Raw genomic sequence first — 15994 nt, 5'->3', positions numbered from 1 at the left:
TACCCGGGCATCAAAAAAGGCCCTTCACGGCAATCCGTGAAGGGTTTTTTTTCGCCCGCGAATTGTAGGAGCGAGCTTGCTCGCGATGGACGTTAACGATGACGAGGTCTGCCTGGATGAGCGAGGCGTCCGTACGTTCTTCGCGAGCAAGCTCGCTCCTACAGGGTTGTCCTCTCGAACCAAGCTGACTAACATGTCCCGAAATTCATCCTATGATTGGATGAAAGGGCGAATCCCATGTCAGAAATTTCTCCATTGATTAAACGTTCCCTGGTCGATCAAGCCCTGGAGCAATTGCGCCTGCGCATCTCCCAAGGCATCTGGACCGTCGGCCGGCGCCTGCCCACCGAGCCCGAGCTGTCTGCCGAACTCGGCATCAGCCGCAACACGGTACGTGAAGCCATGCGGGTGCTGGCGTTTTCCGGATTGATTGAAATCCGTCAGGGCGACGGCAGTTATGTGCGGGCCGTGGTCGATCCTTTGGACACCCTGAAAGCGTTGTCCCGCTGCTCCCACGAGCAGGCCCGGGAAACCCGGCACATTCTGGAAGTTGAAGCGATTGGTCTCGCGGCAGTGCGCCGTACCGATGAAGACCTGGTGGCGTTGCGCGAGGCGCTCGGCGTCAGCGGTAGCCACTATCACGGCGATCTCGACAGCTACATCGCCTGCGATCTGGTGTTCCATCGCCGTCTGGTGGACGCCGCGCACAACCCGGCGCTCAGCGAGTTGTATCGCTACTTCTCCAGCATCATCGGCGCGCAACTGCGCCAGACCCTGAACATTTCCCCGCGACGCCAAGAGGTATTCGACCTTCACATCGAACTGCTGGATGCCGTCGAGCAACGCGACCCCGAACGGGCGAAAGCCCTGTCGAGGCAGTTGATCAATGAACCTTGAAACCGAGAATCCCATGTCCAGCGACAACCGCACCATCACGCAACCCAAACGCACGGCGGAGCTCGAAGAGCTGCTGATCGACGCCGAGGCCGATGACGAAACGGTCCAGCAGAGTCACCCGATCCTGCGTCGTCCGTGGCTGTTGTTGCTCGGCCTGATTCTGGTCGCGCTGAACCTGCGTCCCGCGCTTTCGAGCATGGCGCCGATGCTCAGCGAGGTCTCGAAGACCCTCGGCTTGTCCGCCGCACAGGCCGGCCTGCTGACGACCTTGCCGGTGCTTTGCCTCGGTCTGTTCGCACCGCTGGCGCCGATCCTGGCTCGACGTTTCGGCGCTGAACGGGTGGTGTTGGGCATTCTCCTGACCTTGGCGGGCGGGATTATCCTGCGCAGTTCGTTCGGCGAAGTCGGCCTGTTTGCCGGCAGCGTGCTGGCCGGCGCGAGCATCGGTGTGATCGGCGTCTTGTTGCCGGGCATCGTCAAGCGCGACTTTGCCAAACACGCCGGGACCATGACCGGCGTCTACACCATGGCCCTGTGCCTCGGCGCAGCCATGGCGGCCGGTGCGACCGTGCCGTTGAGCGAGCATTTCGACAAGAGCTGGGCCTTGGGTCTGGGCTTCTGGGTGTTTCCGGCGTTGCTCGCGGCGGTGTTCTGGTTGCCACAAGTCGGTCAGAAACACGGCGCGCATAACGTCGCGTATCGAGTCCGTGGCCTGTTGCGTGATCCGCTGGCCTGGCAAGTGACGTTGTACATGGGCCTGCAATCGTCGCTGGCGTACATCGTGTTTGGCTGGTTGCCTTCGATTCTCATCGGGCGCGGCTTGACGCCGACTCAAGCGGGTCTGGTGTTGTCGGGATCGGTAATCATCCAGCTGGCCAGCTCACTGGCGGCGCCGTGGCTGGCGACGCGCGGCAAGGATCAGCGCCTGGCGATCGTGATCGTCATGGCACTGACCCTCGGTGGTTTGTTCGGTTGCCTGTATGCGCCGATCGAAGGTCTGTGGGGCTGGGCGATTCTGCTGGGTCTGGGGCAGGGCGGCACGTTCAGCCTGGCGCTGACCCTGATTGTATTGCGTTCGCGGGATGCTCATGTGGCGGCCAACCTGTCGAGCATGGCCCAAGGGTTCGGTTACACACTGGCATCGATGGGGCCGTTCGCGGTCGGTATCGTGCATGACTGGACCGGTGGCTGGAACGCTGTGGGCTGGATTTTCGGCGTCGTTGGCCTCGGTGCGATCCTCGCGGGCCTGGGGGCCGGGCGTTCGTTGTACGTTCAGGTGCAAAGCGAGAAGGTCTGACACCTGCGCACTGTCGGTATTCTGCGCACGAATGCCGATAGTGTTCCGCGCATTTGTTGACTATCGTGCAGGCAAACTTTCGAAGCTTTTTTGTACATCAGGGAGCCTGCACATGAGTGATGCCCACAGCGCATTGATCACCCAGTTCTACCAAGCGTTCCAGCGGCTGGATGCCGAAGCCATGAGCGCCTGCTACACCGACGACGTGGTGTTCAGTGATCCGGCGTTTGGCGAACTGCGCGGCCGGGACGCCGGCGACATGTGGCGGATGCTCACTACCCGGGCCAAGGACTTCTCACTGACCTTCGATAACGTTCGTGCCGATGAGCGCACCGGCGGCGCCCACTGGGTGGCGACCTACCTGTTCAGCCAGACCGGCAACATCGTGGTCAATGATATCCAGGCGCGCTTTGTTTTTCGCGACGGCAAGATTTGCGAGCATCACGACAGCTTCGATCTGTGGGCCTGGTCCCGCCAGGCGCTGGGTTTCAAAGGCCTGTTGTTGGGCTGGACGCCTTTGGTGAGAAACGCCGTCCGCGCTCAAGCCTTGAAGGGGTTGAAGGCATTCCAGGCCAGTCGCTGATAAGATCGCGGCTTGTTTCCTACAAGCCTTGATCGTCACGTGAACACCCCGAGCGAATCCGCCGTCATTGCCGCCGAACCGACGCCCGTCAGCAAACCCTGGTTTGTCTACCTCGTTCGTGCGGCCAATGGTTCGCTCTATTGCGGAATCAGCGATGATCCCGTGCGTCGCTTCGCCATGCATCAAAGCGGCAAGGGTGCACGGTTCTTTCTCTCCAGTCCTGCCATGGCCTTGGTCTACACCGAAATCTGCCGCGACAAAAGCGAAGCGCTGCGTCAGGAACGGTTGATCAAAAAGCTCAAGAAGAGCGCCAAGGAATGCCTGGTGGCGAGCGCTGCTACCGCCTTATCAATCTGACTGATAAGTTCCCATCAGGCAGATCTGTAGGCTGCTAACCGATTGCGCGCTAAGCTGCGGACTCCTGATCTTTGCGGCGGAGCCGAGCATGTCCGAGTTGATTCTGCATCATTACCCGACGTCCCCCTTCGCCGAAAAGGCCCGCCTGCTGCTGGGCTTCAAGGGCCTGTCCTGGCGCTCGGTGAAGATCTCGCCGGTGATGCCAAAACCCGATTTGACCGCACTGACGGGCGGCTACCGCAAGACGCCGGTGTTGCAGATTGGCGCGGATATCTATTGCGACACTTCGCTGATCGCACGCCGACTGGAACAGGAAAAAGCTTTGCCGGCGTTCTTCCCTGAAGGTCAGGAAATGATTGCTGCGACCTTCGCGGCATGGGCTGATTCGGTGGTGTTCCAGCATGCGGTGAGCCTGGTGTTTCAGCCAGAATCGGTCGCCGTGCGCTTTGGCAATTTGCCGCCGGAAGCGATCAAGGCGTTTATTGCCGACCGCGCCGGGTTGTTTAGTGGTGGCAGCGCCACACGGTTGTCGGCCGAGCAGGCTCGGCATCAGTGGCCGACGATCATGGCGCGTCTGGAGCAGCAGCTGCAACGTGAGCAGGGCGATTTCCTGTTCGGTGAGCCATCGATTGCCGACTTTGCCCTGGCTCATTGCCTGTGGTTCCTCAAAGCCACGCCGGTCACCGCGCCGCTGGTCGATGCTTATCCGGCGGTGGCTGCGTGGCACGCACGGGTATTGGGCTTTGGTCACGGTGCCTTCAGCGAGATGACGTCCGAGGAGGCGCTGGAGGTGGCGCGCAATGCCACGCCGGCCGCATTGCCGGATGAGCAGTTCGATGAGCCGAACGGGTTTGAGGCGGGCCAGCAGGTGGTGATCGCCGCCACTGATTATGGCGTCGATCCGGTGGCCGGAGAGTTGTTGTTTGCAGGGCGGGAAGAATTGATTCTGCGTCGTGAAGACGAGCGTGGCGGCATGGTGCATGTGCACTTTCCACGGTTTGGCTTCCGCATCGAAAAACACTGATAAACACACACCTGTGGCGAGGGGATTTATCCCCGTCCGGCTGCGAAGCAGTCGTAAATCCGGTGAATGCGTTTCGCCCATTGAAACGCTGGGGATGCTTCGCAGCCCAACGGGGCGGTGCGACGTTTCGCTAAATCCCCTCACCACAAGGATTGTGTGAGCCTGATCAGTTATTTTAACGCGGCGAGGATTGCATCCGGGTCGTACCCGCGAATCAACGTCCCGTTGACATCGATGATCGGAATCCCTCCGCCACCCAACGCCTCATAAGCCTTGCGCGCCTCGGCGTCTTTCTCGATATCGAATTCCGTGTACGGAATGCCTTTCTGATCGAGAAAACGCCGGGTCAGCTTGCAGTAACCACACCACTCGGTGGCGTAGAGCACGACGTTGGCCTTGGCCTGGGTCTGCTCGGACACCACCTGCGCGGGATTGAACACCCGCTCGATCTTGCCCCAGTTCTGGTAAACCACGACCACCAGCAGGATCAGCAGGAATTTTTTCAGCACGCCGCCCAACATCAGTTGCGTCGCTTGAGCTGGTCAGTCAGCTGGGTCGGCAGGCCTTTGATGATCAGCGTGCCGGCTTCTTCGTCGTATTCGATCTTCGAGCCCAGCAGGTGCGCTTCAAAGCTGATGGACAAGCCTTCGGCGCGGCCAGTGAAGCGACGGAACTGGTTCAGGGTACGTTTGTCCGCCGGAATCTCCGGAGACAGGCCGTAGTCCTTGTTGCGGATGTGATCGTAGAAGGCTTTCGGACGTTCTTCGTCGATCAGCTCCGAGAGCTCCTCCAGTCCCATGGGTTCACCCCGTTTTGCCTGGCTGCTGGCGTAATCCACCAGGGTCTTGGTTTTCTCGCGGGCGGATTCTTCCGGCAAGTCTTCGCTTTCGACGAAGTCGCTGAAGGCCTTGAGCAAGGTGCGGGTTTCTCCGGGGCCGTCGACGCCTTCCTGGCAGCCAATGAAGTCACGGAAATACTCTGAAACCTTTTTCCCGTTCTTGCCCTTGATGAACGAAATGTACTGCTTGGACTGTTTGTTGTTCTGCCACTCGGAGACGTTGATCCGTGCCGCCAGGTGCAACTGACCCAGGTCCAGGTGCCGCGACGGCGTCACGTCCAGTTGCTCGGTCACTGCAACGCCTTCGCTGTGGTGCAGCAGGGCGATCGCCAGGTAATCGGTCATGCCTTGCTGGTAATGCGCGAAGAGCACGTGGCCGCCCACCGAGAGGTTCGACTCTTCCATCAGTTTTTGCAGGTGTTCCACCGCCACACGACTGAAGGCCGTGAAATCCTTGCCGCCCTCGAAGTATTCTTTCAGCCAGCCACTGAACGGGTGCGCCCCGGACTCGGCATGGAAAAAGCCCCAGGCCTTGCCTTGTTTGGCGTTGTAGCTTTCGTTGAGGTCGGCAAGCATGTTCTCGATGGCGCTCGACTCGGCCAATTCGGAGTCGCGAGCATGGAGAATTGCAGGTGTGCCGTCGGGTTTTTTGTCGATCAGGTGGACGATGCAATGACGGATCGGCATGGGCTTCTCGGCTGATTGAAGAGAGGAGGGCGTGCTCCCCCAAAAAGTGCCAAGTGTACCGCAATCATTGGTTTTGGCGCGGTGTGAAGGGCAATTCGGCCCCGACCACCGGTGCTTATGCAGTTTTTTACCGATTTAGAGCAATAAAGCTGACCAAATGGGTAGCTAGAGGCGGATATTTCCCCGTCTCTGTGCTAGTTTTGCCCGGTCTTGCGCGAAGTCACTGCGTTAAGCGTGCATTCAGCATTTGTCAGGTCGAACCAAACCCTGATTTCGGTATCTATAACCCCGATCCAGTGGTTATTGGCCGAGGGTGCCAGATCCAGAAGATCGGGCTCGATGGCTGACACTGCACTCTGCAATCCATATGAATTTGATAGGGAAGGAACACTACATGGCTCTTACTAAAGACCAACTGATCGCCGACATCGCTGAAGCTATCGACGCGCCAAAAACCACCGCGCGTAACGCTCTGGACCAACTGGGCCAAATCGTTGCCGATCAGCTGGAAAACGGCGGCGAAATCACTCTGCCAGGTATCGGCAAACTGAAAGTGACTGAGCGTCCTGCCCGTACCGGCCGCAACCCTTCGACTGGCGCTGCCATCGAAATCGCTGCCAAGAAAGTTATCAAGCTGGTTGTGGCCAAAGGCCTGACCGACGCTGTTAACAAGTAAGACGCAGAAAAAAAAGCCGTGCTCTGGAGCGATCCGGGCACGGTTTTTTTGTGCCTGTGATTTGGCGATTGCCAGCCAACACAGCAAAACCAATGTGGGAGCGGGCTTGCTCGCGAAGGCGGTGTGTCAGTCGCCTAATAAGTTGACTGACACACCCCATTCGCGAGCAAGCCCGCTCCCACAGTTTGATCTGCGTCGGTCAATTACTCAGCTTTTACGAGTCCAGCGTTCGCGCCAGACCTGCTGTTCGGATTTGGTCTGGAACGTCCAGGCGACGAAGCGGCTTTGCTTCTGCCCCTGGGACATCTCCACGACCTGGCTTTCCAGGACGCCGGCTTTTTTCAGCGCCGTCTGGATCGCAGGCAGGTTGGAGGCTTTCGAGACCAGAGTGCTGAACCACAGCACTTTGTGCTGGAAATGCGCGCTCTCGGCGATCAGTTGCGTTACAAACCGTGCTTCACCGCCTTCACACCACAATTCCGCCGACTGGCCGCCAAAATTCAGCACCGGCAGTTTGCGTTTAGGGTCGGCGCGGCCCAAGGCGCGCCATTTACGCTCGCTGCCCTTGGTGGCTTCGTCCATCGAGGCGTGGAACGGCGGGTTGCACATGGTCAGGTCGAAGCGTTCGCCGGGTTCAAGCAGGCCCAGCAGAATGTGCTTGGGATTGCTTTGCTGGCGCAACTGGATGGCCTTGTTCAGTCCGTTGGACTGCACGATGGCTTTGGCGGCAGCCACGGCCGTCGGGTCGATTTCCGAGCCAAGGAAGTGCCAGCGGTAGTCGCTGTAGCCGATCAGCGGATAGACGCAGTTGGCGCCCATGCCGATATCGAGCACCTTGACCGGGGCACCACGCGGGATTTCGCCGTCGTTGACGCTGGCCAGCAGGTCGGCCAGGAAGTGCACGTAATCGGCACGCCCCGGCACCGGCGGGCAGAGGTAATCCGCCGGAATGTCCCAATGGGCAATGCCATAGAACGACTTCAGCAGCGCCCGATTGAACACCCGCACCGCGTCCGGGCTGGCGAAGTCGATGCTTTCCTTGCCATACGGGTTGATGATCACGAACTTCGCCAGTTCCGGCGTGGTTTTGATCAGCGCCGGGAAGTCGTAACGACCCTGATGGCGATTGCGCGGGTGCAGGCTGGCCTTTTCACGCGGTTCCACGGCTTTGGCCGGGGTGGCGGAGTCAGGCTTCTTGCGCGCAGGGCGGGGTGTGCGGGGGGCGGTCATGGGCGTGGTCGATTCGGGTATGGCTGAAAGTGGCGGGTATTGTCCCACATCCGCTCCCCGATGACGCATATCCCCTGTGTAGGAGCTGCCGAGTGAAACGAGGCTGCGATCTTTTGATCTTGTTTTTTAAAAAGCAAAGTCAAAAGATCGCAGCCTGCGGCAGCTCCTACAGGGGGAATGTGGCAGGCATAAAAAAGGGAGGCCATTGCGGGCCTCCCTCGTTCATTGCGATTTGCTGTTACAAACTGGCAATCCGCGCATGCTGCTCGGCCAGCTTGCCCAAAGCCTGTTCGGCTTCAGCCAGTTTGGCGCGCTCCTTCTCGATGACTTCGGCCGGAGCCTTGTCGACGAAACCGGCATTGGACAGCTTGCCGCCCACGCGCTGGACTTCGCCTTGCAGGCGCAGGATTTCCTTGTCCAGACGTGCCAGTTCGGCGTCCTTGTCGATCAGGCCAGCCATCGGCACCAGCACTTCCATCTCACCCACCAGCGCAGTGGCGGACAGCGGTGCTTCTTCGCCGGCGGCCAATACAGTGATCGATTCCAGACGCGCCAGCTTCTTCAGCAGGGCTTCGTTCTCGGTGAGACGACGCTGATCTTCGGCGCTGACGTTTTTCAGGAACAGGTTCAGTGGTTTGCCCGGACCGATGTTCATTTCGCCACGGATGTTGCGCGTGCCGAGCATCAGTTCCTTGAGCCATTCGATGTCGTTCTCGGCGGCCGGATCGATGCGCTCTTCATTGGCCACTGGCCAAGGTTGCAGCATGATCGTCTTGCCTTCGATACCGGCCAGCGGCGCGATGCGCTGCCAGATTTCTTCGGTGATGAACGGCATGAACGGATGCGCCAGGCGCAGCGCCACTTCCAGTACCCGAACCAGGGTGCGGCGGGTGCCGCGCTGGCGTTCAACCGGCGCGTTCTCGTCCCACAGCACCGGCTTGGAGAGTTCCAGGTACCAGTCGCAATACTGGTTCCAGATGAATTCGTACAAGGCTTGTGCCGCCAGGTCGAAGCGGAACTGGTCGAGTTGACGCGTCACTTCGGCTTCGGTGCGTTGCAGTTGCGAGATGATCCAGCGATCCGCCAGGGACAGCTCGTAGGCTTCGCCGTTCTGGCCGCAGTCTTCGCCCTTGTCCAGCACATAACGAGCGGCGTTCCAGATCTTGTTGCAGAAGTTGCGATAGCCTTCGACGCGGCCCATGTCGAACTTGATGTCGCGACCGGTGGACGCCAGCGAGCAGAAGGTGAAACGCAGGGCGTCGGTGCCGTAGCTGGCGATGCCGTCGGCAAATTCGTCGCGGGTCTGCTTCTCGATCTTCTTCGCCAGTTTCGGCTGCATCATGCCGGAGGTGCGTTTCTGCACCAGCTCTTCCAGTTCGATACCGTCGATGATGTCCAGTGGGTCCAGGACGTTGCCCTTGGACTTGGACATCTTCTGGCCCTGGCCATCACGCACCAGACCGTGAACGTAAACGGTCTTGAACGGAACCTGCGGCGTGCCGTCTTCGTTTTTCACCAAATGCATGGTGAGCATGATCATCCGGGCGACCCAGAAGAAAATGATGTCGAAGCCGGTGACCAGCACGTCGGTGGAATGGAATTTCTTCAGGAACTCGGTCTGCTCCGGCCAGCCAAGGGTGGAGAAAGTCCACAGGCCCGAACTGAACCAGGTGTCGAGAACGTCGTTGTCCTGTTGCAGCGCAACGTCCGGCCCGAGGTTGTGCTTGGCACGGACTTCGGCTTCATCGCGACCGACGTAGACTTTGCCCGACTCGTCGTACCAGGCCGGAATCCGGTGGCCCCACCACAGTTGACGGCTGATGCACCAGTCCTGGATGTCGCGCATCCACGAGAAATACATGTTTTCGTACTGTTTAGGCACGAACTGGATGCGACCGTCTTCAACGGCGGCAATCGCAGGTTCGGCCAATGGTTTGGTCGACACATACCACTGGTCGGTCAGCCACGGCTCGATGATAGTGCCGGAACGGTCGCCTTTCGGTACTTTCAGGGCGTGATCGTTGACGCTGACCAACAAGCCGGCAGCATCGAACGCCGCAACGATTTGCTTGCGCGCTTCGAAGCGGTCGAGGCCGACGTATTCGGCCGGGATCTTGCCATCGATGCTTTCGTTGAGCGTGCCGTCGAGGTTGAACACCTGGCAGGCCGGCAGAACGGCGGCGTTCTTGTCGAAGATGTTCAACAGCGGCAGGTTGTGGCGCTTGCCGACTTCGTAGTCGTTGAAATCGTGGGCCGGGGTGATTTTCACGCAACCGGTGCCGAATTCAGGATCGCAGTAATCGTCGGCGATGATCGGGATGCGACGGCCGACCAACGGCAGCTCGACAAACGTGCCGATCAGGGCTTTGTAGCGTTCATCGTTCGGGTTAACCGCCACGGCGGCGTCGCCGAGCATGGTTTCCGGGCGAGTGGTCGCGACGATCAGGAAATCGTTGCCTTCAGCGGTCTTGACGCCGTCGGCCAGCGGGTATTTCAGGTTCCACAGGAAGCCTTTCTCGTCGTGGTTTTCCACTTCGAGGTCGGAAATCGCCGTGTGCAACTTGGTGTCCCAGTTGACCAGACGCTTGCCGCGGTAGATCAAACCGTCTTCGTGCAGGCGTACGAAGGCTTCCTTGACCGCTTCCGAGAGGCCGTCATCCATGGTGAAGCGCTCGCGGCCCCAGTCCACGGACGAACCTAGGCGACGGATCTGACGGCTGATATTGCCGCCGGACTGATCCTTCCATTCCCAGACTTTTTCGAGAAATTTCTCGCGGCCCAGGTCGTGGCGATTCTGGCCCTGGGCTTCGAGTTGACGCTCCACCAGCATTTGCGTGGCGATACCGGCGTGGTCGGTGCCCGGCTGCCACAGGGTGTTGCGACCCTGCATGCGGCGGAAACGGATCAGGGCGTCCATGATCGCGTTGTTGAAGCCGTGACCCATGTGCAGGCTGCCGGTGACGTTCGGCGGCGGGATCATGATGGTGTAGGACTCGCCCGCGCCTTGCGGGGCGAAGTAATTCTCAGACTCCCAGGTGTTGTACCAGGAAGTTTCAATGGCGTGCGGCTGGTAGGTCTTATCCATGCGCGGCGGGACCCTATTGGCATTAATTCAGGAAAAGCCGACGAGTATAGCGGGGCAAGGGGCGCAGGGCGAGCGGGTGCGGACAGGGCGCACCATCAATCGTGATGCAAAACAAATGGGGGGGCTGGGATGTGGTGATGGGTATTGCACTGTAGGAGCTGCCGAAGGCTGCGATCTTTTGATCTTGATCTTTCTGGCATCGCTAAAGATCAAGATCAAAAGATCGCAGCCTTCGGCAGCTCCTACATAGCGCGGGTTTATTCGTATTGGCTGAGCAGCCGTTCCATCCGCGCTGCGAGGCGACGTTTGATTTCGGTTTCGATGTGCGGGGCGAAGTCGTCGATCACGTCTTGCATGATCAATTGCGCGGCGGCGCGCAGTTCGCCGTCCAGGTGCAGCAGGTCGTCGGGGTTCTTGCTGACGGCCGGTGCCGGTTGGGTTGCAGTGGCAGGTGGTGTCGGTTCGACGGTTGGCTGGCTGCCACTGACCGTATCGAACAACATCGGGATCTGTTCCTGGTCACCGTCCTCGACCGTGTCGGTCAGCAGCGGTGGCTGCAGGTTGTCATCGCCGAGCAGTTGGCGGATCGACTCAAGGTCGTCCAGCAGATGCGCGGACTGTTGTTGCGGTTTTGGAGTGTCCATCGGAATACTCAGAGTCGCTGTAAACGGTGATCTTGCAGAGGATAGCCCTGTTCGCGATAGAAGCGGAAACTCTCCCGCGCCGCCGTGCGAATCACCGGGTCTTCTACCACTACTTCCGCCACGCGGGCGAACTGCTTGGCGAAGTCCGGGACTTTCAGGTCGAGATTGACCAACAGATCCTGATGCTGGCCGCAGTCATCGCCAAGACCCAGGACAATCAAGCTATCCGGTTCACTTTCGGCAGGGCCATGGGGCACAAAGCTTTCGCCCTTGAAGGCCCACAAACGCGCATCGAGATCGTCGCGCTGGGCGGCATCGCTGCAATGCAGGTAGATGCGATGGCCCATGCGCCAGGCTTTTTCGGTGAGCTTGCAGGCGAAATCCAGCCGCGCCGAAGGATCGGTGCTGGGCAGGATATAGAAGTCGACTTTGGTCATTGCAGGTTCCTGGAATCAACTTCCGCGGAATCTGTAGGAGCGAGCTTGCTCGCGAAGGTCGTCAACGATGACGCGGGAAACCAGGTTAATCGCGGCGATCTTGAGTTTTTCGCGAGCAAGCTCGCTCCTACAGTAGGCAGTGAGTTGATATTTAGGCTTTGGCGCGGTCCAGCAGGTATTGGGTCAGCAGGGGAACCGGACGGCCAGTGGCGCCCTTGTCCTTGCCGCCGCTGGTCCATGCGGTGCCGGCGATGTCCAGGTGCGCCCAGTTCAGGTTCTTGGTGAAGCGCGACAGGAAGCAGGCCGCGGTAATGGTGCCGGCTTTCGGGCCGCCAATGTTGGCGATGTCAGCGAACGGGCTGTCCAGCTGCTCTTGGTACTCGTCGAACAGCGGCAGTTGCCAGGCGCGGTCGTCGGCGGCCTGGCCGGCGCTCAGCAGTTGACCGATCAGTTCGTCATTGTTGCCCAGCAGGCCCGACGTGTGGGAGCCCAGTGCGACGACGCAGGCACCGGTCAGGGTCGCGATGTCGATCACCGCTTGCGGCTTGAAGCGCTCGGAGTAGGTCAGGGCATCGCACAGCACCAGACGGCCTTCGGCGTCAGTGTTGAGGATCTCCACGGTCTGGCCGCTCATGGTGGTGACGATGTCGCCAGGGCGCGAAGCGTTGCCGCTCGGCATGTTCTCGGCGCAGGCCAGGATGCACACCAGGTTGATCGGCAGTTTCAGTTCGAGCACGGCACGCAGGGTGCCGAATACGCTGGCAGCGCCGCCCATGTCGTACTTCATTTCGTCCATGCCGGCGCCTGGCTTCAGGCTGATGCCGCCCGTGTCAAAGGTGATGCCTTTGCCAACCAGTGCGTACGGCTTTTCGGATTTCTTGCCGCCGTTGTATTGCATGACGATCAGGCGTGGCGGTTGCGCGCTGCCCTGGCCGACGGCGTAGAACGAGCCCATGCCCAGGTCCTTGATTTTCTTCTCATCGAGGACTTCGACTTTTAGATCCTTGAACTCTTTGCCCAGGTTCTTCGCTTGTTCGCCAAGGAAAGTCGGGTGGCAGATGTTCGGCGGCAGGTTGCCCAGGTTGCGGGTGAAGGCCATGCCGTTGGCAATTGCGGTGGCGTGGGTCACGGCGCGTTGCACTTCAGCCTGAGCGGCCTTGATGGTCACCAGGGTGACTTTCTTCAGGGCGCGAGGTTCGGCTTTCTGGCTCTTGAACTCGTCGAAGGTGTATTCGCCATCTACCAGGGTTTCGGCCAGCAGGCGGGTCTTGCCGTAGCTGTCGCGGCCTTTGACCACGACTTCGTCCAGCGCCAGTACGGCATCACTGCCGCCCAGGCCTTTGAGGGTGTTGAGGACGCCGGCGATGATTTTACGGAACGGGCGATCGCCCAGCTCTTCGTCCTTACCCACGCCGACCAGCAACACGCGCTCGGCCTTGAGGTTCGGCAGGCTGTGCAGCAGCAGGCTCTGGCCGACCTTGCCGGCGAGATCGCCGCGCTTGAGCACAGCGCTGATCGCGCCACCGCTCAGTTCGTCGAGTTGTTTGGCAATGGCGCCGAGCTTGCGGCCTTCGCCGACGGCGACCACCAGAGTGGCGGTCTTCAACGTTTCTGGGCTAACGCTTTTTACAACCAGTTCCATGTCCGGGTCCCTGAATTAATGGTCAACACGCAAGCGCTCGACGCTGGGCGTCCGCCGCTTGCTTATAAATAGAAAGACGCAAGTCACGGCCTGCGACAAAGGCCGCAGTTTGAACCTCACGGCCCGCGCCTGACAACCCTCGCTCTCACGATTGTAGGAGCGAGCTTGCTCGCGAAGAATCCGTGAACTGCGCGGGGTGTCTGGCTGGTAGCGTTATCGTTGGCGACCTTCGCGAGCGAGCTTGCTCCTACAGTCCCCTCCCACGCATTGCGCAGTGACAGGCGCACCCAATCACAGGATAATGCGCCATCTTTTTCGGCGGCTCTGCCCTGCGGGTCGCCTGATACGTTTGCTTGTTTGGCCGCCTTAGCCTGACAACCCTGGAGTGTCTGGTTTGATCGTCTTCCGTTATCTGTCCCGCGAAGTCCTGTTGACCTTGAGCGCCGTCAGCGCCGTGCTGCTGGTCATCATCATGAGCGGGCGTTTCATCAAATACCTCGCCCAGGCAGCCTCGGGTCTCCTGGACCCAGGCTCATTGTTCCTGATCATGGGCTTCCGCCTGCCGGGTTTCCTGCAGCTGATCCTGCCATTGGGGCTGTTCCTGGGGATTCTGCTGGCGTATGGCCGGCTGTACCTGGAAAGCGAAATGACCGTGTTGTCGGCGACCGGCATGAGCCAGCAACGTCTGTTTGTCATAACCTTGTTTCCCGCCACGCTGGTTGCACTGGTCGTGGCCTGGTTGAGCCTGAGCCTGGCGCCGCAAGGAGCCAATCAGTTCCAGCTGTTGCTGAACAAGCAAGATGCCCTGACTGAGTTCGATACCCTGGAGCCGGGTCGCTTCCAGGCCCTGCGCGACGGAACCCGGGTGACCTACACCGAAATGTTGTCGGATGACCGCGTCAACCTCGGCGGCGTGTTCATTTCGCAGAAGAACGCCGCGTCCGATAACAAGGATCGCGGCATTTCAGTGTTGGTGGCCGAAAAAGGTCGCCAGGAAATTCGCGCTGACGGCAACCGCTACCTGATTCTCGACAACGGCTATCGCTACGACGGCAACCCGGGGCAGGCCGACTACCGTGCGATCAAGTACGACGAGTACGGCGTCCTGCTGCCAAAACCGGATGTCAGCGACGAAGTCACCGACCGCGATGCCATGACCACCAGTTCCTTGCTCGGTAGCGACGACCTGCGCTCACGCACTGAACTGCAATGGCGCCTGTCCCTGCCGCTGTTGGTATTCATCGTGACCCTGATGGCAGTGCCACTGTCGCGCGTCAATCCGCGACAGGGTCGTTTCCTCAAGCTTTTACCGGCGATTCTTCTTTATATGGCTTACCTGTCCATTCTGATTGCCGCTCGCGGCGCCCTCGAAAAGGGCAAGATCCCGCCAGCACTGGGCTTGTGGTGGGTGCACGCGATCTTCCTGGCCATCGGCCTGGGCCTGCTTTATTGGGAACCCCTGCAGTTGAAGCGTGCGAGTCGTCGCAGCGCGCTGGAGGTGGCCCGTGGTTAAGCTCGACCGCTACATTGGTAGCAGTGTGTTCGTGGCGATCCTGGCGGTATTGGGGATCATTCTCGGTCTGGCAACGCTGTTTGCCTTCATCGACGAAATGGGTGAGGTCAGCGACACCTACACCTTGTCTGACGTATTGAGTTACGTACTGCTGACCGCGCCGCGTCGTCTGTACGACATGTTGCCGATGGCAGCGCTGATCGGTTGCCTGATTGGTCTCGGCAGCCTGGCGAGTCACAGCGAGTTGACCATCATGCGTGCTGCGGGCGTATCGATCGGGCGCATTGTCTGGGCGGTCATGAAGCCGATGCTGGTCCTGATGGTGGTGGGTGTGTTGATTGGCGAGTACGTGGCGCCGGCCACCGAAAGCACCGCGCAGGCCAACCGTTCCCTGGCGCAGGGCAGTGGTGATGCGCAAAGCGCCAGGCATGGCCTGTGGCACCGCCAGGGAGACGAGTTCATTCACGTCAACTCCGTGCAGCCCAATGGCCTGCTGTATGGCGTGACTCGTTATCGCTTCGACGATCAGCGCCACATGTTGTCTTCGAGCTTCGCCAAGCGTGCGGAGTTCGACAAGGATCACTGGCAGTTGAGCGATGTCACGACCACGCTGTTCCATGAGAAGAACACCGAAGTGGTGACCGCGCCGGTCGAGCGCTGGAACGTGGCGCTGAGCCCGCAATTGCTGAGCACGGTGGTGATGTCGCCCGATTCGCTGTCGATCACCGGGTTGTGGGGTTACATCCACTATCTGGCCGACCAGGGGCTGAACAATGGCCGTTACTGGCTGGCATTTTGGGTCAAGGTGTTGCAACCGCTGGTCACCGCCGCGCTGGTGCTGATGGCGATCTCCTTTATCTTCGGTCCACTGCGCTCGGTGACCCTCGGTCAGCGGGTGTTCACCGGCGTGCTGGTGGGTTTCACCTTCCGCATCGTCCAGGACTTGCTGGGGCCTTCGAGCCTGGTGTTCGGGTTCTCGCCACTGTTTGCGGTGCTGGTTCCGGCGGGTGTCTGCGCCCTGGCCGGGGTCTGGTTGTTGCGCCGGGCCGGTTGAATCCGGGTATTTCCCGTGCTGGCTAATCAT

The 15994-nt window shown here is 59.9% G+C and carries 15 protein-coding genes; 8 read left to right on the top strand and 7 right to left on the bottom strand.

The genetic code is table 11. From position 1 onward, the window contains the following. Positions 1-237 precede the first annotated feature (237 nt). From ACA052_RS23385 to ACA052_RS23365, 5 genes are all read left to right on the top strand, one after another. Entirely contained in the window at positions 238-897 is a 660-nt protein-coding gene (locus ACA052_RS23385) for a FadR/GntR family transcriptional regulator (RefSeq protein WP_497646996.1), read from the top strand. Beyond that, positions 887-2194, top strand: coding sequence for a CynX/NimT family MFS transporter (locus ACA052_RS23380; protein ID WP_497646995.1), 1308 nt, complete (start codon positions 887-889; stop codon positions 2192-2194). Before ACA052_RS23385 ends, ACA052_RS23380 begins: the two co-directional genes overlap by 11 nt. 112 nt (positions 2195-2306) lie before the next feature. Continuing rightward, positions 2307-2777, top strand: a complete 471-nt coding sequence (locus tag ACA052_RS23375) for a nuclear transport factor 2 family protein (protein WP_497646994.1) — start codon at positions 2307-2309, stop codon at positions 2775-2777. A 39-nt stretch (positions 2778-2816) separates the two neighbouring features. Continuing rightward, on the top strand, positions 2817-3134 hold the full coding sequence (locus ACA052_RS23370; protein WP_497646993.1) for a GIY-YIG nuclease family protein: 318 nt from the start codon (positions 2817-2819) through the stop codon (positions 3132-3134). Between the two features lie 88 nt (positions 3135-3222). Next, complete coding sequence (locus ACA052_RS23365; RefSeq protein ID WP_497646992.1) at positions 3223-4158, top strand: glutathione S-transferase family protein; 936 nt, start codon at positions 3223-3225, stop codon at positions 4156-4158. Positions 4159-4328: 170 nt separating this feature from the next. On the opposite strand, the gene ACA052_RS23360 is transcribed toward ACA052_RS23365, so the two are convergent. Beyond that, entirely contained in the window at positions 4329-4679 is a 351-nt protein-coding gene (locus ACA052_RS23360) for a glutaredoxin family protein (protein WP_497646991.1), read from the bottom strand. Further along, positions 4679-5683: a nucleoid-associated protein YejK gene (gene yejK, locus ACA052_RS23355; protein ID WP_497646990.1), complete on the bottom strand. Its 1005-nt coding sequence runs from the start codon at positions 5681-5683 to the stop codon at positions 4679-4681. The genes ACA052_RS23360 and yejK overlap by 1 nt, the downstream gene beginning before the upstream one ends. A 394-nt stretch (positions 5684-6077) precedes the next feature. Between yejK and ACA052_RS23350 the strand changes: the two genes are divergently transcribed. Further along, complete coding sequence (locus ACA052_RS23350; RefSeq protein WP_007905514.1) at positions 6078-6359, top strand: HU family DNA-binding protein; 282 nt, start codon at positions 6078-6080, stop codon at positions 6357-6359. Positions 6360-6566: 207 nt separating this feature from the next. Here ACA052_RS23350 and rlmF read toward each other — a convergent pair whose 3' ends face one another. From rlmF to ACA052_RS23325, 5 genes are all read right to left on the bottom strand, one after another. Then, positions 6567-7589, bottom strand: coding sequence for a 23S rRNA (adenine(1618)-N(6))-methyltransferase RlmF (gene rlmF / locus ACA052_RS23345; RefSeq protein ID WP_497646989.1), 1023 nt, complete (start codon positions 7587-7589; stop codon positions 6567-6569). A gap of 238 nt (positions 7590-7827) precedes the next feature. Then, positions 7828-10674: a valine--tRNA ligase gene (locus ACA052_RS23340; RefSeq protein WP_497646988.1), complete on the bottom strand. Its 2847-nt coding sequence runs from the start codon at positions 10672-10674 to the stop codon at positions 7828-7830. 257 nt (positions 10675-10931) lie between these two features. Then, on the bottom strand, positions 10932-11318 hold the full coding sequence (locus ACA052_RS23335; protein ID WP_497646987.1) for a DNA polymerase III subunit chi: 387 nt from the start codon (positions 11316-11318) through the stop codon (positions 10932-10934). 8 nt (positions 11319-11326) lie between these two features. Then, positions 11327-11755 (bottom strand): DNA polymerase III subunit chi, encoded by a 429-nt coding sequence (locus tag ACA052_RS23330; RefSeq protein ID WP_497646986.1) that lies wholly within the window; start codon positions 11753-11755, stop codon positions 11327-11329. 151 nt (positions 11756-11906) lie between these two features. Beyond that, positions 11907-13397 (bottom strand): leucyl aminopeptidase, encoded by a 1491-nt coding sequence (locus ACA052_RS23325; protein ID WP_497646985.1) that lies wholly within the window; start codon positions 13395-13397, stop codon positions 11907-11909. Between the two features lie 394 nt (positions 13398-13791). Here ACA052_RS23325 and lptF point away from each other — a divergent pair, with 394 nt between their 5' ends. Further along, positions 13792-14910 (top strand): LPS export ABC transporter permease LptF, encoded by a 1119-nt coding sequence (gene lptF, locus ACA052_RS23320; protein ID WP_497646984.1) that lies wholly within the window; start codon positions 13792-13794, stop codon positions 14908-14910. Next, entirely contained in the window at positions 14903-15964 is a 1062-nt protein-coding gene (gene lptG / locus ACA052_RS23315) for an LPS export ABC transporter permease LptG (RefSeq protein ID WP_497646983.1), read from the top strand. The genes lptF and lptG overlap by 8 nt, the downstream gene beginning before the upstream one ends. Positions 15965-15994 lie beyond the last annotated feature (30 nt).

Source organism: Pseudomonas sp. LBUM1644 (genome assembly GCF_059716195.1).
The sequence above is the reverse complement of the archived record's forward strand: the minus strand, read 5'-3'. Positions and strand labels throughout refer to the sequence as shown.